A 21,895-nucleotide genomic window follows, 5' to 3' on the forward strand; every position below is an offset into this window, starting at 1 on the left:
AAATACTAAATAGCATAGGGGTATATCGCTATATTTTGTCACTTTGTTAGCGATATATCAGAATCCCACATAATTCTTCTTGGCTACGCGGCGCGCAATCTTGCCGGAGGACGTGCGGTTGATTTCGCCAGGTGCCTTCCACACGATGTCATCCGGAGTGATGCCGTGGTGGGCAGTGACCGCGGTGCGAATGGCCTCGGTTGCCTCGGCATCGCCGGACGGCTGCGCATCATCGGCGCGCTCCACCAGCAAAACGAGGGACTCAGAGTCATTGCCTTCCACGGAGAAGGCAGCGACGGAATCCGGGCGAACCTGCGCGGAAGCGGCTTGCACCGTGCCCTCAATATCCTGCGGATAATGGTTGCGCCCAGCAATGACGATGAGATCCTTCAGTCGGCCGGTAATATACAATTCCCCATCCACGATGGTTGCCAAGTCTCCGGTGGCCATCCAGTAATCGTCTTCCGGCAGGCCATCTTGTTGACGCTCACCCAGCGTATTGCGGAAGGTCGCAGCAGTTTCCTCTGGGCGGTTGAGGTAGCCGGTGGCCATATTGGGACCGTGGACCCAGATTTCTCCGATAACGCCGTCCTTCACCTCGGCGCGAGTTTCCGGATCCACAATGGCGAGGTGCTGATGCGGCACGCACTGGCCATTGGAGGCGTAGGCAACGGTGTCTTCGGATTTATCCTCGATGACGGCGCGACCTGCAGCTAGCTCCGCGCGGTTAAAGTGCGCGATGACCGGGCGCTTCTCGGTTTGCGGAGTAGACACAATAAGCGCCGCTTCTGCCAGGCCATAGGACGGACGCAGTACGGAACGGTCCACGCTGAAGGCATCGAGGAAGGAGTCCACGGCCGATTCGGTCACCGGCTCGGAACCGATAATGATGCCGGCCACGTGCGAGAAATCTGCATCCTCGGCATGGCGAGCAGCGAGTTCCAAGGCAAAGTTCGGGATGGCGGCATAGGTGGCCTGCTTGCCCGCGGTGAGGCGCCGGACCCAGCGATCCGGGTGCTGGATGAAATCGCGCGGGGTCATCACCTCGAAGTCGAGGCCCAAGATGGTGACAAATACGGCAAGGATGATGCCCATATCGTGGTGCATCGGCAGCCAAGAAACGATGCGGGCAGGCATCTGCAGCTGCACGGCCTGGAAGATCTGCGCCACGTTGGTAATAATCGCGCGATTGGTGAGCTCCACACCGGCCGGGGTGCGGGTGGAACCGGAGGTGTACTGCAGGAAGGCAGTGTCCTCTGCGGTTCCCTCCACAGGAGTCCAGGAGGACGCCAAAGAATCAGGAAGGGCGTCGAGGGAAATGACGCGCGGGCGCTCGCGTTGAGCGGAAAAGTACGTGCGCACTGCCGCCGCCGATACGCGGTTAGTCACCACAATGGACGGTTCACAGTCACCAAATACGGCCTTAAGGTGGTCCGAGTGGCCCGGCTCGTTGGGGTCATAGAGCGGAATCGGCACCATGCCCGCATAAAGAGCACCCAAGAAGCCGAAGACGTATTCCGGTGAATTACCAGCCAAGATGGCCACGCGGGTACCAGGCTCTGCCACCTGCTGCAGGCGCGCCGCCACCACCTTGATGCGGTTATTGACCTGCGCGCGGGTAAGTTCCCGGCAGGTTTCTTCCTCCCCGTAGATCCACTGGCGCATCACCACGCGGTCTGGGTTGGTCTCCGCTTGGAAGAGATTCTCTGACAACTGGGCCAAGGTGAACTCGGGCGCTAGGAACTGCCCCATCTGCGCTTTCAGATCCATCGATTCTCCTTAGGTAAATGGTTTCGATAATAAAACTATCGGAGTTGGGGGAATGGTTGTTACGCGGCGTCGATAAGCTGGCGGGCCCAACCCACTACCCACTGGTTGGCAGTCGTGCCATCGATAACGCCACTATTGGAGGCGTATTGCGCATGCACGCCATTCGCGGCAATCAGACCCTGCGCGCGCTCTAGTGCATTGGTCACGTTTGGCGGGGCATCACACACCGAATCATTGGGCGCGCAAATCTGGAAGGTGCGATCCGCGAGGCTACCGAACCCATTCTGGCGCGCACCACGCATGGAGGCACCCGGCACGATGGGCTGAACCAGTCCGGATACCGGCTGAAGGGCAATTTCTGCACCGACGCCACCCACCTTGCGGCCTGGGTTTTGCCCGACGCCATTTTGGCGGCGGCCGTCTGCGATAAGGGCCACGCCTGCGATGTTTTCCGCCGGAACCACGCCCTGGCCGCCACCAATCTCATCGGCAACGTCGCCAGCAATCACCGCGCCCTGAGAAAAGCCGCTCACAATAAATTTGGTAGCTGGGCAGCTTTGATGAACGCTACGCAGCTCGTCATTCATCTTGGCGGTTCCCTCAGTGCGGGAATCGTCGTAGCTCATTTCGTGCTGCGCATTAATATTTTTGAATTGCGCGGTATAGGGAAGGGTCCAAACCTTCACGTCATCCCCGTAGGCCTCCTGCAATGGCTTCGTAATAGACAGCATGAACGAGCGCGGGTTGGCAGAAGGATTAATGGGGTCGTCGTCAGCCGCGGACTCCCAAGTACCCGGGGCAGAAATGAACTCCACACGGGGGCACCACTCGGGCTGCTGCGGTTGCGGCGGCGCGGCCTGCTCCGTGGTGTGCGGAGCAGGGGAATCGGTGCCTTGGTTGAGGTAACGCGACGCGCCCACGCCGATGACAGCTAATACGACGAGGGCCGCGACAACGGTAATAGTTTTTCGCATGGATTAGTTGTACCAGCTAAACCTAGCAAATCCCTGAACGTGCAGAATCCTTGATGAGCTGGGAAAGCTCCTCAAAACTCTGCGTGGTGCGCTGCTGCTCGATGAGCTGGCCGGCAACCGCAGAAATGGTGACCTCATTCTCGTCACAGGCCGCTTTGCCGGCTCCAAGGAGCTGATCCTCTACACCATCGACGTTAACGCCGGCGTCCTTGAGCTTGTCCAAGTACTTGGCGTCCGGTTCCGGCACCTCAGCGGACGGGATTTCAGAGATCTCACGCGCACCGCGGTCTTCCTGCGACTTAGAAGCGGAATTCTCCGAAGAGGAAGGGGCATCGGACTCCCGCTCGAGGGGCGCGATCTCGGTCTCTTGCGGCGGTTCGCTATCCACCGTGGCGGAATCGCAGCCCGCAAGACCCAGGCACAGCGCCGCGCCCACAACTACTAGCTTGCGCATAGCTACTTCTTCTCGGCCCGAACCTGGCCGAGGACCTCGCTGATCTTGCCGTGCTGGAATTCCTGGCTCAGGCCGCCAGCGGCAATCTCAGAATAGTCAGAAGTAGGCCAGCCGAACTCGCCTTGCTCCCAACCAGCCTGGCCCCAGCGGTCCATGATCTTGCTCTTCAGAATGTAGTGCGCGCCAGTCTTCGGGGACCAGTAGATGCTGCCCTTCTCAAAGGTCTGGTAGAAGCCGCCGTTGACGGCGTTCTCACCGGACGTCGGGAAGCCGAGCGCAGATTCAGCGCCGCCCATGTCCTTGTATTTGGCGCCGATAGCGCCGTGGACTACCTGGTTGGAGCCATCCGGGTTTCGGGTCAGGATGCCATCCTGGAATTCCTGCATGTAGCCCTCGCCGATCTTCTTGACCGGGCCGGTCGGGTACTTCAGGTCGCCCTTTTCGTAGCCGTTCTTGCCCCAGGCCTGGAACATATCGCCGGTAATCTCCCAAGCACCGGACTCCGGGGACCAGTAGATGGAGCCGTGCTCGAAGTGCACGAAGCGACCCTTGCCGTCCGGGGTCTTAGACTCGCCGGTCTTAGGGAAGCCCAGCCAGGAGGTGGGCCCGCCGATCTCGGCGTAGCGAGCACCAATGCGGCCGAAGAGGGCGTGCGCACCGGTATCCGGGGACCAGTAAGCGGTACCAGACTCGAAGTCCTGGGCCTTGCCCTTCTTGGCGACGTCGTACTCGTTATTCAAGCAAGAGCCAATGACGCCGCTCTTGGTCTCCTTGGCGATGGCGCCGATGGCCTCACAGTCCGCACCGCGATCAGCCTTGTCCATCTCGAGGGCATCTGCGATGTAGGGCCATGCCTGCTGCATCTCAAACTGCCAGTATTCCCAGCTGTGCACGCCGGATGGGCGGAACTTAATCACTGGGTTAATCTTGGCGCGCTTTGCGTAGTCCACATAGGTCTGGGTGGACATGCGGGAAATGACCTCCAAGCCCATACCGGCGAGATTGGCCTGACCCTTGGCTACGGAGTTGGCGTTACCAAAGTCATCCTTGCCCGAACCTGCGGAGACATATACCTTCATGTCCTTCAGGTTTTCAATGCCCAGCTTCGGATCGTGGTCGATCCAGTTTTGGGAACCTGGCTCGCCCCACATCTTGCGGGAATCATAACCGCCGGCATCGCGCTGCGCAGCCATAATGGCTTCCGGCATACCGCGCGTAGTGGTGTCCAGGTAGCCGGAGAAGGAGCCCACGAAGTTAAACAGGTGCGGGTTACGCTCAGCCAAGTTCATCGCGGCGGTGCCGCCCATGGACAGGCCGGTGACCGCACGCTTGTGGTTCGAGCGGTACTCATTGTCCAAGATGGGGATCAATTCCTTGGTCAGGAAGGTCTCCCACATGTAGCGCTGACCGCGGTCTGCCTGCTCCCAGTCCGAATAGAAGGAAGATTCGCCGCCTACCGGCATAACTAGGTTGACGTTACGGTCAGCGTACTGGTTCAAAATATTGGTCTCGATGGTCCAGCCGGACTCATCGTCACGGGCACGTAGGCCGTCGAGCGCCCATACCTCTGGGAACTTCTTCTCCGGGTGGGAGTACCAGTCACGAGCAAGCTGGATTTGTACCTTCTGCTCTTTATCCGGCATAGCCGCGGACTTGATGTAGACCATCAGGTGGCGGTTGGTCAGGTACTCCACACGGTTGATCTTCACGCCCTCCGGCAGGCCCTTAACATCCGGGTATTCGGTGTTCAGCGGGGTGCGGGCGGGCGGTTCCTTCGGTGCGAAGTGATCGGACAGGCTGGAATCGCCGCCGATGGCGGAAGAGAGATCGCCTACGGAAGATTGTGCGGTGGCGTTTGGCAGCAGAGCCAAACCCACGGCAATAGCGGTAGGTACTGCGGCCACTGCAAGGCCCTTGCGAGCTTTGCTCGGGGAAGTGCTTTTGCGCATAGGTAAACGTCCTTGAAGATTTGCCGCGGTACCTTTCCGAGGGTTCCCCTCCCCCGGACCGATGCCTGCGGCGTGAGCTGTCTATCGTGTGCTCAAGTTTAAGTTGAACTTGAGACTTACGCTAGACTGACACGCCGCTACATTGCCGGGGAGTTGCCCGGGTTATCCTGTCCGCTCACGCGGTACAGGTGCTCGTTGACAAACTCGCCGACGCCCCAGCGCGCCAGCTCGCGGCCGTAGCCGGAGCGGTTCACGCCGCCGAATGGCAGGCCTGCTGCGGTTACCGACGCCTCGTTGACGAACGTCATGCCATCGTTGAGCTGGTTTGCCACCTCGAATGCGGCATCCAGGTCGGTGCCCCACACGGAGCTGGACAGACCATACTCCGAGTTATTGGCAATCTCGATAGCCTCTTCAACATCCTTGGCCTTGTAGACAATAGCCACAGGGCCGAAGATCTCGTTGCAGCCTACGTCGGTGGATGGGTCGACGTCGGTAAGCAGCGCAGGCTCCATGTAGGCGCCCTCGCGGTCAATCTTCTTGCCGCCTACGCGAATCTTAGCGTCGCCGTTGGCCGCAGCCTTTTCCAGGCGCTCCACGATCTCATCGCGAGCATCGATGGAGGACAGCGGACCAATGTCGGCATTCTCGTCGTCATAAGTGCCGACCTTCATGTCCCCAATCTTCTTCTCCAGGTACTCTACAGTGCGGTCGTAGAAGTCCTCCAGAACGATGAGGCGCTTTGGCGCGTTGCAGGCCTGGCCGGTGTTGTACATGCGGATTAGGTTGTACTGATCCAGTACCCACTCTAGGTTCTCATCATCAATAACCAGGAACGGGTCGTTGCCGCCCAGCTCCAGCACGGACTTCTTGTAATTTTCACCGGCGGTCTTGGCCACGGCAGAGCCCGCACCCTCCGAACCGGTCAGCGAAACACCCTTGATGCGCTTATCCGCTACAAAGGCATCCATCTGGGAACCGGAAGCGTAGATGTTGATGTACGCATCCTTCGGCAGACCAGCCTCTTCCAGGATGTCCTGGCACGCCTGGGAAGACAACGGGCAGATGGAAGCGTGCTTGAGCACAATGGTGTTACCCAGCAGCAGGTTAGGCGCCGCGAAGCGGGCCACCTGGTAGTACGGGAAGTTCCACGGCATGATGCCGAGCAACGGGCCGATCGGCTCCTTGCGCACTACGGTCTTGTCGGCATTCTGTGCCGGCAGGTACTCGTCGGCAAGCAGCTCGTGCGCGTGCTCGGAGTAGTAGCGGTAAATATCGGCAACAATCTGCACCTCGGCCTTGGCCCAACGGGTCAGCTTGCCCATCTCGCGGCCGATGTGATCCGCTAACTCATCAATGCGCTCTTCATAAAGATCAGCTGCGCGGGACAAAACCGCAGCACGCTCCTCGATGCGAGTGCTACGCCATGCATCGTAGGCCGCGGTGGAGCGGTCTAGGATGTCATCGCGCTGCGAATCATCGATACGTTCAAACTGGTCTTCACTCTTGCCTGTGCTTGGGTTCTCAATAGCGAACATGGGCCCCTGTATAGTCCTGACTCACATTCCTTGCAATGATCCCCTCCTGAGCTTGAGGAATCGCTCCCACGTCAGCTTCCAATGAATATTCCGGGGCGCCAGAGGACCTGCAGCTCGGTCCACCTCATAAGTGCCATCCTCAAACATCCAGACAATATCTCCGGTAAACGGGTCCATGATGTATCGCACCCGACCATCCGTCTTCACGTTATGGTGATGCTGACACAAGCTCACCAGATTTCCCACACTGGTAGGTCCTTTGTCGCCGTACTCCACGCGGTGATCCAATTGACAATAGTGTGCTGGCATCGAGCACCCTGGCCACCGGCAGGTCGCGTCCCGTCCCTGCACCCAGGCACGGATTTCTTCTGAGGGGACATACTTTTTGACGTCCTCGGCGGTTAGAGTTCGCACCGCAGAGTCATGTGCTAAGTCCTCCCCCAGATCGCACCATCCCGCGCTAGGAATGAAGACGCGGGAAGGATCCTCCCCGGTGCGATAGGTGTTAATCACCACCTTGGTACTAGTGCGGTTGAAGATCAGACTTTCCAGCGCTTCTGCCTTTGACACCCCGTCTTGTGCTGCCGCTTTATCAACATGCCTGGAGATTGCCGCCGCAGTGGCCTTATCCGTCTTCAATACAATCGTGGCTTGTCCACCCGAATAGGACACCGACACTGCGCGCTCGATCTGCGCCGACAAATCTGGCTTCAGCAGCCCATCAATGAATCCACGCAGGAAATTTCGGATTTCCGGTTCCGTCGGCACGTGCTGTCCTGGGTCTTTGGGCGTGAGGAAATCTGCCAAGGCCGCATCAACCAGTTGGATCTGCGCTTCATCCTCGCCGAGGGGACGCAATTCCACGTCAATGACCTGGAGTCGCGGAAGGTCCAAAATCCAGTGTTCCGTTTGTACCGCGGTAGTAAGCGGCAGCTCGCGCATCCGAAAGTGGGCTTGGATCGCACTTGATACCCGCCATCGCGAAAGACCGAGCCTCTTAGACAATATGGCCAGTGTGCAATCAACGTCGTCTTCTAACTGTGGCAGCACTGCCTGGAACAGTTGCCATGATTGAATTCTTTGCACCATGGCCATGACACACACGGTGTCTTCCATGTCATTGGTAGAAAAATACGCCTGTTTTGGTGGTGCGGTAGCAGTAGTCACGAAAGCTCCCCCTCTAAATAGATTCGCACACCCAATCGAACTGACACCCCTAGATTAACGCAACGACGAGACGCCCGCAATAGATAGACGCATATTTGTTCGATACGACCCGCAAAAGAAAATCCCCTTTCCTTGAGAAAGGGGATTCGGCCGCAAGAATTACCAAGCGTTCATAACGTTAAGTACCTGTGGCTTAGAGCGGTTGAGCTGGTAGCCGAACTGTTCCCAGTTGTGCAGACCCTGTGCTGGGTAGTCCACGGTCGGGTTCAGGCCCTGCAGGCGAGCGGCGCCCTCCCACACGCGGGTGGTGATATTGGAGCCGAACTCGAGTGCAGCACCTGCCGCTTGGTGCTCCGGCAGGTAGTGGCTATCGCCGGCGCCTGGGACACCAGAAGCTGCGGAGATGTACAGGTTGGTATTGCGCAACTGCGGAATAAGCAGCAGCGGATCGTTCTGGAAACGCTTCGGGTTAAACAGGGAACCGTACATAGCGTTGATGTTGAATCCGCCCGCATCCAGCATGGCAAAGCGCATCATGGTCTGAGCGCCTGGGACCGTGGTGGTCAGGAAGCCGGAGTAGGACAGCGCCTGACGGAACTGGTTCGGGTGCTTAGCAGCCAGGGTCAGAGCGGCACCAGCGCCCATGGACAGGCCAGCAATGGAGTTATTGTTGCGGGCAACACCGAAGTTACGCTCCAAGTAACCAGGAAGCTCGCTGGTCAGGAAGGTTTCCCACTTGTAGTTGACCGGATTTTCCAGGTCGTAGGTAGCAGGACCCTGCCAGTCAGCGTAGAAGGAAGCGGCACCACCGACGGGCATAGCGAGGGTGATGTTGTGCGGCTCGTAGGTCTTGGCAGCATTAACGTCATTTACCCATGCGTTAGTGCGATCGGTGGCACGCAGGCCATCTAGCAGGTAGAGGGCAGCATTGCCGCCGCGCTTTGCCGGCTGAACCTGTACCGGAATGGTGCGGCCCATAGCCTGGGACCATACGTCGCAACGCTGGACCCACCAGCCAACCTTGTCCCACTCACACGTACCAGTGGCGTCACGGCGCAGCCAGTCGCGGTTGGCTGCCTCTGCCGGCTGGGAACCCGCCACGACGGCCAGGCCCAAAGCTACGGCAACTGCCATGATGACTGAAAGGACGCGACCCTTGATGGATGCAGTCATCTTTCTCCTTCAAACTACTCGGTGATTGTCACTAAGTTCTATCGTCCGGAACCTGTATACCGTTAACGTCACGGATCGATAACAATGTCACAGAATAGTGTAACTTAGGTTCTCCCTAAAGTCTGCATTTAAAGGGATTAATGCAGGTAGTCAGAGGGATCAGAAGAAAAAGTGAGGGTCCGGCCATCGGTCAGGGAGAATTTAATATTTTTCCAGAAACGGTCCCAAGTTAGGGGTTCCCTGTATGTGGCGAAGAGTTTCTGAAAATCGACGTCGGCAAGCGCGGCGCGAGCCTTGGCCGCCTCGTACTTATCAATCCACGCCGGGATCTCGTCAATATCGGCCGCGGAATCTGCCACCTGCCACGACATATCCAAGCTCTTGTCGTGCCCAATGCGTCCGCCCTCGATGCGCGGCTGGCGCGCCGCCAAAGGGTTGCTGAGGCCGATATTGTCCAGCACGCGAATATCCAGCGGCGCATTCATGGAAGACAGGCCCAAATTGAGCAGGTAAACGGTCGGCGGATCGGTGCGCGAAGGGTCTGCAGGCGTGGCCGTCCACGAGAACCTATCTTCGCCCTTGATATAGCGGAAGGTCATGGCGTCGCCGGCCTCTAGCTCGTCGATGCCCTCCTGGTAGTCCTCCATAAACTTGGCGCCGAGGAACTCTTCAGCGCGCATGGGCGGGTCCTGGCGCTGGGTGGCATAGGTCCAGAAATCGCGCTCGTCCACGATGGAGATCTCATCCGCATAGATGCTGCGATCCACCGGATGTCCGCGTAGAACGATAACCAGCGCCCACACCGCGCAGAGGACGGAGACGATCCACATGCGTACGCTAACGACAAAGATCGGAAGCAGAAACGCAAAAAGTGGCAGCAGCAGCATGCGGCCATGCATAAAGTCCCCGCCCACGCGCAAGACGTAAAGCGTATGGATGAGCGCCGCGCCCACAAAAAGATAGGTGGCAGTGGCGGTGGAGCGCAGAGCGGTGGGCCGCAGGTCCGCCTTCCATAGACCGGCAATGGCCAGCACGATGAGCGGCAGGAAGAGCCAGTACGGTCCGGCAAAGTCCGCCAGGTAGGTAAAGCCCTTGTCCCATTCGGAACCCGCCGCGGACTTGGCCACGGCCGTGTGCGGGGTCAACAGGCCGTAGTAACCCATGCGGAAAATCTCATAGGCCAACGGCAGCGGCACTGCGACGGCAAGAATCTTCCACCAGCGGTGGGATACGAGCAGCGCGATTCCCACCAGGCCGCCATACAGGGCGAGCTCCGGGCGCACCAGCCAGGACAGCCCGGCCCAGAAGGCGAGCCAATAGGCGTCGCTATTACTCCCGGAGTGGCGGCGCGGGCGCGACCACCGCAGCAACAGCCACCACAGCACCGCAAGGTAGAAGATGCACAGGCCCCATTCCAGGCCGGAGGTAAAGAAGTCGCGGGCCGGTGGCAGGGCCACATACACAAGTGCGCCGGCCGGAAGGACGGCGCCAGAGCGCATGCTTGCCGACGCCCCCGTGCCCACAACCATTGCCGCTACCGCCAAGAAGAGGCCCAAGTAAATGGCGATGCCTTCCAAGTTTGCGTGGGAGACCCAGCGCACAAGGAAGATGAGGTACTGCCACAGCGTGGAAGTATTGGCCTCCACGCGCTCGCCCATATTGAACACGGGCCCGTTTCCGGCTTCGAGATTGCGCACGGTACGCAGGACGATGAGTCCGTCATCGGAAATCCAGCGGCGAGCGAAGCCGCCCCAGAAAGATAAAACACCGATCACAAGAACGACCGCTGGGGTACTCCAGCGGGCGATACTCTTGTGGTCGGTGTTAAGCACGGGGAGAAAGTTTATCAGCCCCGCAGAAAATTTCTATATCGATTCCGCTGTGTCTAGATCAACGGCATGATATAAACCGCCATGGCAATGCAGGCGAGCCAGGCCAAGGCGAGAACCTGCAAAGTGCGGTCCTCGAGTGCAATCTCGTCCGGTGCGCCGCCCTGGCCGCGGTCCACGTCGGCCGCATAGCGGAGGATGGCGATGGTAAACGGCACCATGGAAATCTGGTACCACACGCCACCGGTCTGAGCGTCGTTAGCGAGCTCGAAGCCCCACAGGGTGTAGCAGATGACCACCGCGGTGGCGGCTAGGGTCCACACGAAGCGCAGGTAAGTGGGCGTATACCCCTCCAGGGACTTGCGGATTTTCGCGCCGGTCTGTTCTACCAACAGGATCTCCGAGTAGCGCTTGCCGGAGGCCATAAACAGCGAGCCGAAGGCCGCCACCAGCAGGAACCACTGGGATAGCTCGATGCCTGCGGCTACGCCACCGGCCATGGTGCGCAGCATGAAGCCGGAGGACACCAGGGCAATATCGATCACCGGCATATGCTTCCAGCCAAAGCAATAGCCCAACTGCAACGCGATATAAATCGCCATCACGATAGCCAGCTGCGGCCCAGCGGTGGCAAGGAAAGACAGGCCGATGGACAGGCCGATGAGCACCACGGCCATGACATAGGCGAGCTTAATCGGCAGCACGCCCGAGGCAATCGGGCGGAAGCGCTTGGTCGGATGCTCTTGGTCCTCGCGCCAGTCCTTCGCATCGTTAATCAGGTAGATGGAGGAAGCGCCGAGGCAGAAGACGACGAAGGCCAAGAGGACGTCGAGAAGCACGCGGCCATGGAACAGCGCATCGGCGCCGGCCGCGGCGGGGGCAGCCAGCACCAGGACGTTTTTGACCCACTGCTTGGGGCGCAGGGCCTTAATCATGCCATCGACAAGATTCTTCGGCGGCTTGCGCTTGCGGCCGGTATCTACGCCGGAGGTGTGCGGTTCCGAATGGAAAAAGTGCTGGTTTCCATCATCACTCATGCTTCATTCCTTTCATCACGACCTCCGCGGTAGCAGCGCCGATGGCCGCACCCACGGCCGTGTCTGTTGGATAGTGCACTCCGAGCACCATACGCGATGCCATCATTACCGGCACGCCGAGAAGGGGCGCCTTGCGGCCGGTCAGGCGGCTTACCGCCACCAGGAATGCGGTGGTCGAAGTCGCGTGCGAGCTAGGGAAAGACAATGTGGAGGGCGTCTTTACCCCCACGCGCACGTACGGATAATCCGGGCGCTTGCGGCGCACGATGCGCTTGAGCACCACACTGGCGGCGTGCGCGAGGAAGGCGGCGGCCCCAACACGGACCCAGCCTTCGCGGCGGCGCTTGTCGATGCCCGCCCCTACCGCAGCGCTGCCCATCCAACCTAAGGCATGCTCGCCCCAGTGGCTAAGCCCGCGGGCGGTGGGAAGTACGCCGGGCACGTCGAAAGCCGCACCCTGGATGGACTCGAGGACGCGCGATTCGGCTACGGAAAGCTTATTGGGCATCGAAGACCTTCTTCCACGACTCGCGCGAGGTCAGCTCCGGCTGGGCCGCGCGGTATTCGGCGCGCAGGTCGTCGAAGTTCTCTTCGATTTCCTTCAGCAATTCGCGGGTCTGGGCCACGAGGTCCTTAGCTAGGTCGCGATCACGCTTGCGGAAGGCCACGCCGGTGCCACCCGCGGTGGACACGGTGGCCGAATCTACGCGGGACAAGGTGAACCAGCGGGCCTCGTCCGGGGTGAGGTTGAGCTGCGGCGCCTCATGGTGCGCAGCATCTTCCTTGCTGACGAGATGCTTGAGGCCCTTGATGGCCCACGGGATCTTCTTGATCTTGGCCAGGCGGCCGCCGATATTACGGGTGGGTACTCCCGGCGCGCCGGTGGGAGCTGGCAGCTCATCGGCGGATTCCAGGATGACGGCATCGGAGTAGTTCTTGCGGATCTGCGCGATGCGCGGCAGCGAAGACTCCAAGATGTCGAAGAGATGGTCCGGTCCGGCCAGGAAGTCTCGCATGGCCTCAATCTGGATGGCCATGGTGGAGTATTCCATGCACATGGTGTGCTTGAGGGTGGACTTAAAGATGGACTTGGTAATGCCCTTGGCCGGTCCCTCGTGGTACATCGCGGCCACGATGAGGCGGTTGCGCAGGTGGAAGTAGGCCTGCCAGTCAATGGCATCGTCCTTATCCGCCCAGGCCATGTGCCAGATGGCGGCGCCTGGCCAGGTCACCGTGGGGAATCCGTTGCGCGCCGCGCGCAGGGAGTACTCGGTATCGTCCCACTTGATAAACAGCGGCAGCGGCTGGCCGTTGGTTTCTGCCACGATACGAGGGAAGAGGCACATCCACCAACCGTTGTATTCCACGTCAACGCGGCGATGCAGCGCGCGGGAATCGTACTTCTTGGGATCCAGGTGAGTCTCGCGGGTGCCGATGGCGCGCAGCGGGTACTTGGCAAAGTCGTGGTCGTAGACGGCGTGCGGCGCCGCGCCCCACATGAAATCGGCTCGGTTAACCTGCTCGCCGGTGGTGCGCAGCTGGGAGCGCTCCTGCAGATTGAGCATCTGGCCGCCGACGATGATGGGCTTAGCCGCGTAGCGGGCCGCCTGGACCGCGCGCAGTACGGAGTCTGGCTCGATGGCGATGTCATCGTCCATGTACAGGATGAAGGGCGATTCGGTATTTTCCAGCGCCTCGTACATGATGCGGGAGTAGCCGCCGGAGCCGCCCAGGTTGCCCTGGCGGAATTCGCGGAAGCGCTCGCCAAAGTGGGCCACCGCCTCGTCGTAACCCGGCTCATCGGCGGGGTGCTGGTTGCCTTGATCCGGCATGAGGACGAAGTCGATGATCTCGTCTACTACCGGGTCCTCAGCCAGTGCCTTGAGCGCTGCCACGGCATCGGTGGGGCGGTTAAAGGTGGGAATGCCAACCGCCACGCGCTTGTCCTGCGCCGGCTGCTCGGTGCCGTCCGGCAGCAGCTGCGGGCCGGGGGCGTGGGGGGAGCACCAGGCGGCGTCGGCAAGCGTGGTTTCCTGCTCGGCGGTGATATCGAACCACAGCCAGCCGCCATCCTCGAAGTTTTTGAGCGGCAGCTCAAACTCATGGTGGCCGGTGCCTACCAGGTGGTTGGCCACGGAAATGCGCTGGCCATCCTGCTTGGAGCGGTAGAGGGAAATATTTGCTTGACCCTCAATGTCCAGGCTGAGGATTACGGAACGCAGCTGGGACCAGCGGCGCCAGTAGGAGGCTGGGAAGGCATTGAAGTAGGTTTCAAAAGATGCTTCCTCGCCGGCCGGGATGGTGACGGAGGTGCGGTTAAACCAGCTGAGGCGTTCGCGGTTTTGCTCGGCCTCGATGAGGTAGAGCATCCGCACATCAAAGGGCTCGCCGCGCTTAGGCAGCAGGATGCGCTGCAGGGGCTCATGGGCCTGGGTGTTGTTGGCAGTCACGATAGCTTCGATTCTCCAAACGGTATAAACAGTAGTCAGCGATTTAGCGTAGTTGCTTTTGCATAAGTACTACGGTTTACACGCGGAGCCCGTAATATGGAACATCATGAGATGGGTTCCTTGCGCGGCAGCAGTAGGTCTTCTCGCTGTAGCCAGCGCGCCCGCCGCTATCGCAGAGGAAAAGCCCGCGGTGGAGTTTCTGGACCACGCCCAAATCCTCAGCAATTCGGACGAAGACGCCATCAAATCGCAAGCGCAGTCCATGCATTTGCCGGATTCTGTGCACGAGGTCGTCTACGCTACGTATCCGAACTCGGGCGAGGAATTTTCCCGGACTCTGTTCCATGACTTGGCCCGCGAGCATCCACAGTTCATCAGCGGAAGTGGGTTACAGAAAAATGTGCTCGTCATCGCGGTAGGTTTTGAGCCCAATAGCATGGCTGTGCACTGCGGCACAGAGGTGTGCCAGGACATCAAGATTTATGACGAGGGCCGCATGGACGGCATCTTGGACCAGATGCGGCCGGCGCTGGCGGACGATGACTATACCGTCGGCATGATCCTGGCGACGCGCGCCACCGCGGATACCACCGTGCGCCGGCAATATACGCAGGATATGCCCACGTGGTCCTTATTCATCGCGGCCACTATGGTGCTCGTGGTTCTGGGCGCGGTTGGCCTCATTACCTACTTGTTCATCCGCCGCGCCCGAGTGCGCAAGCGCTTCGATTATATTAAGGGCGCTCGCGACGGGGCTGAGGAACTCATCAAGCGCACGGAAGCACGGATTGACGCCCTGCATTCCCCCTTAGCGGGCGACTACCTGAAGGTACAGTGGCGCTCTCTGGTCAATCAGTACACCGATGCGCGGCCGACGCTCAAGGCGCTGGAGGACATCCAAGACTATTCGCTTCACGCTGCCTCCATCAAGGAGGCGTACAAAGCGCTCAAGCAGATCAATACGGCCGCAGCGCAGATAGATTCCCTGGAAAATTTCTGCGCCGGCGATACTGCGGTGCGCGCGGGCGAGGTGCAATGGCTGCTTGGCGACGCCCAAGCGGCCCTCTCCCGCCAGCCCGACAACGCCAGCTTGCGCCAGATAACGCAGCGCATTAGCGACCTGTCCCAGGATTTGTCGCGGGAAGACTTCGATTCCGCCTTCGCTCGCGTCCTCGAGGACTATCACCCCATGGTGGGCGCGCTGCCAGAACGGCTATATCCGCAGCGCGACCGCAAAACTCCCCCACTGTTGGGCACGCCGGAATGGCGCCCCGGTATGGGCACGCACTACATGCCCTATAGGTTTGCGGGCTTCTGGGTGGCTAATAATAACGTCTCCTCCCAGCTGCCCGACCCCTATCGCTTCTAGGCGTTGACCGGCTCGGTTACCGGATCGATGCCCAGCTTATTGAGCATGTAGAGCACGCGGGCTTCGAGGTCATCAGCCAATTCGCGCGCCTCCTCCACGGTATCCGCAGCAGGAATATCCCAAATCTTGATGTCCTTGCCCGCCTCATCGCGCTCTACCTCGCGGCCCAAGAACACGATGTAATCCGGCATCGCTACCGTGCGCACCTCGTCGAGGTACTTATTCGGGGCCTCACCCATGCCGCGCTCGTTCATGACGTGGGCAAGGTGGCCTTCCGCTTCGTTTTCTGGGTGAGCAACGGCGGTATCTACAAAGAGGGCTTCGCCGGCGTGCTTGCGGGTAAGTTCCGCTGCGGCTTGGGCCAGCGCATTATTGGTACCGGCGGCAAAGCGAACGTGCAGGCGGTGAGCACCGAAGTAGTTGCGCACCTCACGCTCCACCAAAAGCGGCACGAATTCCTCGAGCTCCGCCTTCTTGGTGTGCTTGGCAATAACCTCATCGAGCTTGGCATCGATTTCCGCGGCCGTGTACTCGTGGCCGTAGTTCTCGTGCAGATCCTGGCGCAGGGTTTCAAACTGGTTCATTGTTATCCCCTTTCTCGGATTATTGTCCCGTTTGCTAATTGTTAACCTGTCGTTAACTTTAATGGTTAACGTTGGGTTAAGTCAAACGGTTGGGAATAACCCAATAGTTTTCTGCACCAAGAAAGCGGAAAGGCCCGCCGGGAGTTCCGGCAGGCCTTCTTGGACTGTTCCTTCTTTTTATCGGGAATGCGCGATGCGCGGCTACGTAATTTCAGATGCTCTTGCAGCCGCTCCGGCGACATTTTCCACATGCGGCGGTCAGCCATGCCGTCACCTCCTTTCCTCAGAGGTGATTAAGTATAGCGCTTAGTGGCCACGCTCCTGCTCAATGGCCTTGCCCTCGTTCCAGAACGGAGCCAGCTTGATGTCGAACATGCTCAGCGCGGAAACGATAGCCATGCACATGTCGACATCGACAGACAGCCCGAGCCAACACGTTTACAAGCAGGAAATCGGCCACAAAGTGCACATCAATCCCCCGCTTTAGCACCGGATCTGACCGAACACGTCAGCAAGTCATGCGCTTTTGAAGCCCGATCCCCACGAAACCCAAACCACTCTCGGGCAACACTTTTTAGTATTAATTAACCAGCCTTAAGCCCCCTTCAGGACGATTAACAGACTAAAAGCTGGGCACTCCACTCGAGTTCGTTTAACGTATTGGGCAGAGCAATCAGCAATGACCGCTCACCCTTATTCCCCATCACTACCCTATGAAAGGAGGCCTCAAGTGACCGCAACACTGACACTCGCCGATGTCGCCCGGCTGACCGGCGTTACGCGCCCCGCGGTCAACGAGTGGATTCAGCGCTTTAACTCAGAATCCAACGTGCCCTTCCCCTCCCCTTACGGAGAACATGATGGCCACCCCTACTACGCCATCACCGAAATTCAAGACTGGCTGCGAGCAACCAAGCTCGGCCGCCGCGACACAGCCGTTGAAGATGCCCTCTTCTATTCTTCGCTCTACCGAATGCTGCTCCGCAATCCGGCACGCGCGGCCTTGGGCCTTTTGAACTGCAACACGGCTCTCTCCCCTCAGGATTTTTCGCCCTCTGCTGCAGTAATCGACTCTCTTACCGCGGCGTACCAGCGCGCAGCAGACAACATTCCTTCTGATGCCCCTGAAGCTGATATCGCAAAAGCAGCAGAGCAGGTAGCCGAGGCAGCTTTCGGGCCCGCGGCCGCGCTCGCCCGTCTTGCAGATGACCTCAGTGCTCAGCGCCAGGTCACACTCTCTTCCCGATTTACTTCCCGCGCTATGCAAGCAGTATCGGAAGCCCTCACGCTAGAGAACCCAACTCCACCTATCATCCCTACTGATGAATACAGCCTAGGTTTCGTCACTGGACTCACCCGGGAACTCGAAGAGACACTGGTGCTCAGCATCGGATATCGAAAAGACTGCGCACCAGACTCTCTCTATTGGGCCGAACTAGCGTGCCGAAACGTGGAATTCATCGACGCTAGCGAGGAGATCCCAGCGAATTCTCTCCTCGTCCACGCTGTTCCTTCCCCTCCAAAGACTGCGCCCGAATACTTCGAGCACCTCCAGGACTTGCTCGACAACTTAGACGAGCGCGGCACAATGTTCTGCATTTCCACCGCAGACATGCTTATCGAGGACTCTTTAGCGCAGGTCGTCCGACGGCGGTTCCTCGCACCGACCGAAACCGGCGCAATTGCACCGCTGCGTTACAGCGCACGGCTGCCCCGAGGTATTTTTCCGGACCGCGGACAGCAGCAGGGCGCACTATGGATTCTCAAGCGCCCTAATCGCGAGGCCATAGGCAACCCTGCCGATGCTGCTGTGGTTATCGCTGACGTGCCGGACCTTAAGAGACCCGGTCTCGTCTCAGACTGGGCAACCATGCTCACCACACCGGATGAAGCACGCAAGCACGCCTTTGTCCGCGGTCGTATTCTTCGCGCCGCTGATGCCTGGCGCAGTCGTACTCATTCTCTCGATGACTCGGTCTTTTCTTCTACGTCGACGTCCTCCGCCGCCGATCTCATGCATACCGCGCATCAAGCAGGATTAGACATCAGTTCAGCAGGGCTGGAGGACGCGCAGCCAAAGATTGGTATGCGCGCTGAATCGGGGGCAACGCGCCTTGAGTACCTACCGTGGAAGGCCGCGACCAACGCTCGCACTGGGGTACTGCAGAAACTCAGCGGATCCCGCATTGCCGAACATGATCTCGCCCCTGAAGCAGTAGCAAAACTGGAACTCATCGGTGAACCCGAAATTCTGGGGAGCACTCCACAGGGCGCACGTTGCATCGATCGTCTCCGGCTGGAAGACATTGCACCGCGCGGCACCCTCACAGAACCAGGGGACGTGGTCTTCATCAAGAACCCAAGACCACGCGCGCTCATCGATGAGGAAGGCGGCAAGCTAGTCACTGCACCGGCTCAAGCACTACGATGCCGCACCTTCCGTGGACGCAGCCACACTCCCTTGGAACAGGTCTGCCTTCCTTACCTCGTAGAGAAGGCTATTAACGAAGCTGTCTCCTCCGAGTTGGCATCGGTGTACTTCCCCGTATTGCCTCGCAAGAATGCGGAAGACCTCAGCACAGTCGAGCAACAGCTCGGCGCACGGCGTCGCCAGTTGGTTGAGCAGCTAAGGAGCATCGATGTTCTACGGCACAACCTCACTATTTCGATAGGTACCGGTGCTGTCACCATCGCTGAATCTCGTGCACAATCCCCGCCAGGTTAATAACAGAGTTCAACATTCAAACGCACAAACACCGTTATATCTAAGGAGAAAAATGACTAACTCAGTCAAGGATGAGCAGAACGTAGAGTCTGCCTCCGCCACCACCCTCAAAGAGCTCAAGGACACTTTATGGAAGGCAGCAGACAAGCTGCGCGGTTCCATGGACGCATCCCAGTACAAGGACATCGTCCTAGGACTGGTGTTCCTCAAGTACGTCACTGACGCCTTCGATGCCCGGCGCGCGGAGCTGCGTGCTGAAGGCGAGGAGCGCGGCGATAGCGAAGAGTACATCCAGGAAGACCTGGAGGATATCGACGCTTACCGTGAGAAGAACGTTTTCTGGGTGGACCGCATCGCTCGTTGGACCTTCCTGCGCGACAACTCGAAGGGTAAGTCGGCCGACGCTGGCCAGGAGTACCAGTCCATTGGCAAGCTCATCGATAACGCGATGAAGCAGCTCATGCAGGACAATGAGTCGCTATTAGGTACCCTGCCCACGAACTTCGCCTCGGATAGCGTTGACCAGCGCCGTTTGGGCGAACTCATTGACTTGTTCAGCACCACGCGTTTCACCGCGGAGGGTCCCGAGCGTGCTCGCGATTTGCTGGGTGAGGTCTATGAATACTTCCTGGAGAAGTTCGCCCGTGCCGAGGGCAAGCGTGGCGGCGAGTTCTACACTCCCCGCCCCGTCGTCCGCACTCTCGTAGAAATCCTGGAGCCAACCCAGGGTCGTGTTTACGACCCGTGCTGTGGCTCAGGCGGCATGTTCGTTCAGGCAGAGAAGTTCCTCGAAACCACGGAGAAGGACCGCACTGCTCTGGCCATCTACGGTCAGGAGCTCAACGAGCGCACGTGGCGCATGGCCAAGATGAACCTGGCTATTCACGCTATTAGCTCCGCTGGCCTCGGCGAGCGCTGGGCCGACACCTTTGCCCGCGACATTCATCCGGGTAAACAGATGGACTACGTCATGGCCAACCCACCGTTCAACATCAAGGATTGGTCGCGCAACGAGGAAGACACTCGCTGGAAGTACGGCGTCCCACCCAAGCGCAATGCGAACTTCGCGTGGATGCAGCACATCATCTCGAAGCTCACCTCTCAGGGTGAGGCCGGCGTCGTCATGGCTAATGGCACGATGACGTCGAACTCCTCCGGTGAAGGCGATATCCGCAAGGCCATGGTCGAAGACGACATCGTCTCCTGCGTCATTGCACTTCCTGCACAGCTCTTCCGCGGCACACAGATTCCGGTCTGCGTCTGGTTCTTCGCCAAGGACAAGAAGGCCGGTTCCAAAGGCACCATCGACCGCACCAACCAGGTGCTCTTCATTGATGCCCGCGAGCTCGGCCACATGATCGACCGCACGGAGCGCACCTTCAGCGACGACGACATCCAAAAGATTGCGAACACCTACCGCTTGTGGCGCGGCCGCACCTCCGCACCTGAGGGCAAGGCCTACGAGGACATCGCCGGCTTCTGCAAGTCCGCCTCCCTCGATGACATCCGCGACGCCGACTTCGCCATGACCCCCGGCCGCTACGTCGGCTTCGCCGAGACCGAAGAAGACGACGAGCCCATCGACGAGAAGATTGCCCGACTCACCGGCGAACTCACCGCCGCGCTTGACGACGCCGCCCGCCTCGACCAGGTCGTGCGCGAACAGCTTGGGAGGTTGAAGTAACATGCCCAACCTGAAAGAACTGACTACCAAAATTGGCTCAGGCTCGACACCTCGTGGCGGCAAGAGCGCCTACATCGACTCCGGAATTCCGATTATCCGCTCCCAGAACATACTAGATCTGTCATTCCACGAATCAGGCCTAGCCTTTATTTCTGAAGAACAAGCTCAAGCGATGGAAGGTGTCAGTGTCCACCTCAATGATGTGCTCTTAAATATCACCGGTGACTCAACGGCAAGAGTCGCAATCTGGAACCGCCGACAGCAAGCCCGTGTCAATCAACACGTCGCTATCATCCGAGCAAATCCAGACCAGCTCGACCCTTACTGGCTTATGTACTGGTTGTATTCCCCCGAGGTAAAACAGCACTTATTGATGCTCGCATCATCCGGAGCGTCTCGAGCTGCTCTCACGAAAGGAATGCTGGAGCAACTGGAACTGCCCGATTTTTCGGTACGACAACAACAATCCATATCTGCTCCACTCAGGGCTCTCGACGATAAAATCGCCGCAAACCAAACGTCAATTTCAAAAATCGATGAAATCCTAAGAGCCCTTTGGCAAAAAGAACTTTCTCTTAGCAACATTGACGTTCCACTTAGCTCATTGGCTTCATTCATCAATGGCAAAGCATTCACTAAAGGCGCGTCTGGAACCGGCCGGGTTGTCGTCCGCATTGCAGAAATGAACTCTGGCATTGGCGGAAAGACCGTATTCAGCGACTTCGATGCAGATCCAGACAACGAGGTAAATCCAGGCGACCTTCTATTTTCTTGGTCCGGTACCCTTATAACCAAGCGTTGGCCCTATGACCAGGCAATTGTCAATCAACACATCTTCAAAGTGGTTCCCAATGGACAACTGGATTTATGGGCTCTCCGTCAAGCAATCGATGCTCAGCTCGAATATTTCCAAATGATTGCCGCTGGTAAGGCCACAACGATGGGGCATATTAAGCGTGGCGATTTAGACCAGGAAGTCGAAGTCCCCGCCCAGATGTCGGAAGAAACGAATCAACTCGGAAATTCACTTTGGAGACTTGCCACAAGCCTTGAGATCCAGAATTTACAACTCGCCCGCACCCGCGACGAGCTCCTTCCTCTCCTCATGAGCGGCCGCATCACAGTCGGTGAGGCGGAGGACGCTGCGGATGAGGCGGCGTCGGAAAGCTAAGCAACCCTACCCCTACAACTC

The 21,895-nt window shown here is 58.9% G+C and carries 17 protein-coding genes; 4 read left to right on the top strand and 13 right to left on the bottom strand.

Features of this window, described 5'->3' with window-relative positions; all coding sequences use genetic code 11:
* Window positions 1-57 precede the first annotated feature (57 nt).
* The 11 genes from MHK09_RS06355 to MHK09_RS06405 all read right to left on the bottom strand — a co-directional run bounded on the left by MHK09_RS06355 (window position 58) and on the right by MHK09_RS06405 (window position 14,341).
* Window positions 58-1,770 carry an AMP-binding protein gene (locus MHK09_RS06355; RefSeq protein WP_250413023.1) on the bottom strand — a complete coding sequence of 571 codons (1,713 nt, stop codon included), beginning with the start codon at window positions 1,768-1,770 and terminating at the stop codon, window positions 58-60.
* Between the two features lie 59 nt (window positions 1,771-1,829).
* Window positions 1,830-2,744, bottom strand: a complete 915-nt coding sequence (locus MHK09_RS06360) for a cutinase family protein (protein WP_250413024.1) — start codon at window positions 2,742-2,744, stop codon at window positions 1,830-1,832.
* 22 nt (window positions 2,745-2,766) lie between these two features.
* Complete coding sequence (locus MHK09_RS06365; RefSeq protein WP_005325418.1) at window positions 2,767-3,198, bottom strand: DUF732 domain-containing protein; 432 nt, start codon at window positions 3,196-3,198, stop codon at window positions 2,767-2,769.
* A gap of 2 nt (window positions 3,199-3,200) precedes the next feature.
* A complete protein-coding gene (locus MHK09_RS06370; RefSeq protein ID WP_250413025.1) occupies window positions 3,201-5,147 on the bottom strand; it encodes an alpha/beta hydrolase-fold protein in 1,947 nt (648 codons plus the stop codon).
* Window positions 5,148-5,284: 137 nt separating this feature from the next.
* Complete coding sequence (locus tag MHK09_RS06375) at window positions 5,285-6,685, bottom strand: NAD-dependent succinate-semialdehyde dehydrogenase (RefSeq protein ID WP_250413026.1); 1,401 nt, start codon at window positions 6,683-6,685, stop codon at window positions 5,285-5,287.
* A 21-nt stretch (window positions 6,686-6,706) separates the two neighbouring features.
* A complete protein-coding gene (locus MHK09_RS06380) occupies window positions 6,707-7,852 on the bottom strand; it encodes an HNH endonuclease signature motif containing protein (protein ID WP_250413027.1) in 1,146 nt (381 codons plus the stop codon).
* 159 nt (window positions 7,853-8,011) lie between these two features.
* Entirely contained in the window at window positions 8,012-9,025 is a 1,014-nt protein-coding gene (locus MHK09_RS06385; protein WP_150850360.1) for an alpha/beta hydrolase, read from the bottom strand.
* Window positions 9,026-9,162: 137 nt separating this feature from the next.
* Window positions 9,163-10,857 carry an arabinofuranosyltransferase AftB family protein gene (locus tag MHK09_RS06390; protein ID WP_250413028.1) on the bottom strand — a complete coding sequence of 565 codons (1,695 nt, stop codon included), beginning with the start codon at window positions 10,855-10,857 and terminating at the stop codon, window positions 9,163-9,165.
* Window positions 10,858-10,910: 53 nt separating this feature from the next.
* Window positions 10,911-11,891, bottom strand: coding sequence for a decaprenyl-phosphate phosphoribosyltransferase (locus MHK09_RS06395; RefSeq protein WP_250413029.1), 981 nt, complete (start codon window positions 11,889-11,891; stop codon window positions 10,911-10,913).
* Entirely contained in the window at window positions 11,884-12,399 is a 516-nt protein-coding gene (locus MHK09_RS06400; protein WP_005325407.1) for a phosphatase PAP2 family protein, read from the bottom strand. The genes MHK09_RS06395 and MHK09_RS06400 overlap by 8 nt, the downstream gene beginning before the upstream one ends.
* Entirely contained in the window at window positions 12,389-14,341 is a 1,953-nt protein-coding gene (locus tag MHK09_RS06405; protein WP_250413030.1) for a glycosyltransferase, read from the bottom strand. The genes MHK09_RS06400 and MHK09_RS06405 overlap by 11 nt, the downstream gene beginning before the upstream one ends.
* Before the next feature lie 106 nt (window positions 14,342-14,447).
* Here MHK09_RS06405 and MHK09_RS06410 point away from each other — a divergent pair, with 106 nt between their 5' ends.
* Window positions 14,448-15,710 (top strand): TPM domain-containing protein, encoded by a 1,263-nt coding sequence (locus MHK09_RS06410; RefSeq protein WP_250413031.1) that lies wholly within the window; start codon window positions 14,448-14,450, stop codon window positions 15,708-15,710.
* Here the strand turns inward: MHK09_RS06410 and MHK09_RS06415 are convergent.
* The gene (locus tag MHK09_RS06415) at window positions 15,707-16,294 is read right to left on the bottom strand and encodes a three-helix bundle dimerization domain-containing protein (RefSeq protein WP_005325402.1); all 588 of its coding nucleotides are present in this window, start codon (window positions 16,292-16,294) and stop codon (window positions 15,707-15,709) included. The genes MHK09_RS06410 and MHK09_RS06415 overlap by 4 nt on opposite strands.
* Window positions 16,295-16,359: 65 nt before the next feature.
* Complete coding sequence (locus tag MHK09_RS06420) at window positions 16,360-16,560, bottom strand: DEAD/DEAH box helicase (protein WP_250413032.1); 201 nt, start codon at window positions 16,558-16,560, stop codon at window positions 16,360-16,362.
* Between the two features lie 464 nt (window positions 16,561-17,024).
* Between MHK09_RS06420 and MHK09_RS06425 the strand changes: the two genes are divergently transcribed.
* The 3 genes from MHK09_RS06425 to MHK09_RS06435 are packed head-to-tail and all read left to right on the top strand — an operon-like array spanning window position 17,025 to window position 21,874.
* Window positions 17,025-19,019: a helix-turn-helix transcriptional regulator gene (locus tag MHK09_RS06425; protein ID WP_250413033.1), complete on the top strand. Its 1,995-nt coding sequence runs from the start codon at window positions 17,025-17,027 to the stop codon at window positions 19,017-19,019.
* Window positions 19,020-19,071: 52 nt separating this feature from the next.
* Window positions 19,072-20,703 (top strand): class I SAM-dependent DNA methyltransferase, encoded by a 1,632-nt coding sequence (locus tag MHK09_RS06430; RefSeq protein ID WP_250413034.1) that lies wholly within the window; start codon window positions 19,072-19,074, stop codon window positions 20,701-20,703.
* Between the two features lies 1 nt (window position 20,704).
* Complete coding sequence (locus MHK09_RS06435) at window positions 20,705-21,874, top strand: restriction endonuclease subunit S domain-containing protein (RefSeq protein ID WP_250413035.1); 1,170 nt, start codon at window positions 20,705-20,707, stop codon at window positions 21,872-21,874.
* Window positions 21,875-21,895 lie beyond the last annotated feature (21 nt).

It is taken from the genome of Corynebacterium tuberculostearicum (genome assembly GCF_022347235.1).
Taxonomy (GTDB): domain Bacteria; phylum Actinomycetota; class Actinomycetes; order Mycobacteriales; family Mycobacteriaceae; genus Corynebacterium; species Corynebacterium tuberculostearicum_F.

What these genes read in the sequence shown, in the direction of transcription:
- MHK09_RS06370 (WP_250413025.1), bottom strand. Translation starts at nt 5,147, where the DNA reads ATGCGCAAAAGCACTTCCCCGAGCAAAGCTCGCAAGGGCCTTGCAGTG.
- MHK09_RS06385 (WP_150850360.1), bottom strand. Translation starts at nt 9,025, where the DNA reads ATGACTGCATCCATCAAGGGTCGCGTCCTTTCAGTCATCATGGCAGTT.
- MHK09_RS06395 (WP_250413029.1), bottom strand. Translation starts at nt 11,891, where the DNA reads ATGAGTGATGATGGAAACCAGCACTTTTTCCATTCGGAACCGCACACC.
- MHK09_RS06415 (WP_005325402.1), bottom strand. Translation starts at nt 16,294, where the DNA reads ATGAACCAGTTTGAAACCCTGCGCCAGGATCTGCACGAGAACTACGGC.
- MHK09_RS06435 (WP_250413035.1), top strand. Translation starts at nt 20,705, where the DNA reads ATGCCCAACCTGAAAGAACTGACTACCAAAATTGGCTCAGGCTCGACA.
- MHK09_RS06375 (WP_250413026.1), bottom strand. Translation starts at nt 6,685, where the DNA reads ATGTTCGCTATTGAGAACCCAAGCACAGGCAAGAGTGAAGACCAGTTT.
- MHK09_RS06355 (WP_250413023.1), bottom strand. Translation starts at nt 1,770, where the DNA reads ATGGATCTGAAAGCGCAGATGGGGCAGTTCCTAGCGCCCGAGTTCACC.
- MHK09_RS06400 (WP_005325407.1), bottom strand. Translation starts at nt 12,399, where the DNA reads ATGCCCAATAAGCTTTCCGTAGCCGAATCGCGCGTCCTCGAGTCCATC.
- MHK09_RS06430 (WP_250413034.1), top strand. Translation starts at nt 19,072, where the DNA reads ATGACTAACTCAGTCAAGGATGAGCAGAACGTAGAGTCTGCCTCCGCC.
- MHK09_RS06365 (WP_005325418.1), bottom strand. Translation starts at nt 3,198, where the DNA reads ATGCGCAAGCTAGTAGTTGTGGGCGCGGCGCTGTGCCTGGGTCTTGCG.
- MHK09_RS06410 (WP_250413031.1), top strand. Translation starts at nt 14,448, where the DNA reads ATGAGATGGGTTCCTTGCGCGGCAGCAGTAGGTCTTCTCGCTGTAGCC.
- MHK09_RS06420 (WP_250413032.1), bottom strand. Translation starts at nt 16,560, where the DNA reads ATGGCTGACCGCCGCATGTGGAAAATGTCGCCGGAGCGGCTGCAAGAG.
- MHK09_RS06360 (WP_250413024.1), bottom strand. Translation starts at nt 2,744, where the DNA reads ATGCGAAAAACTATTACCGTTGTCGCGGCCCTCGTCGTATTAGCTGTC.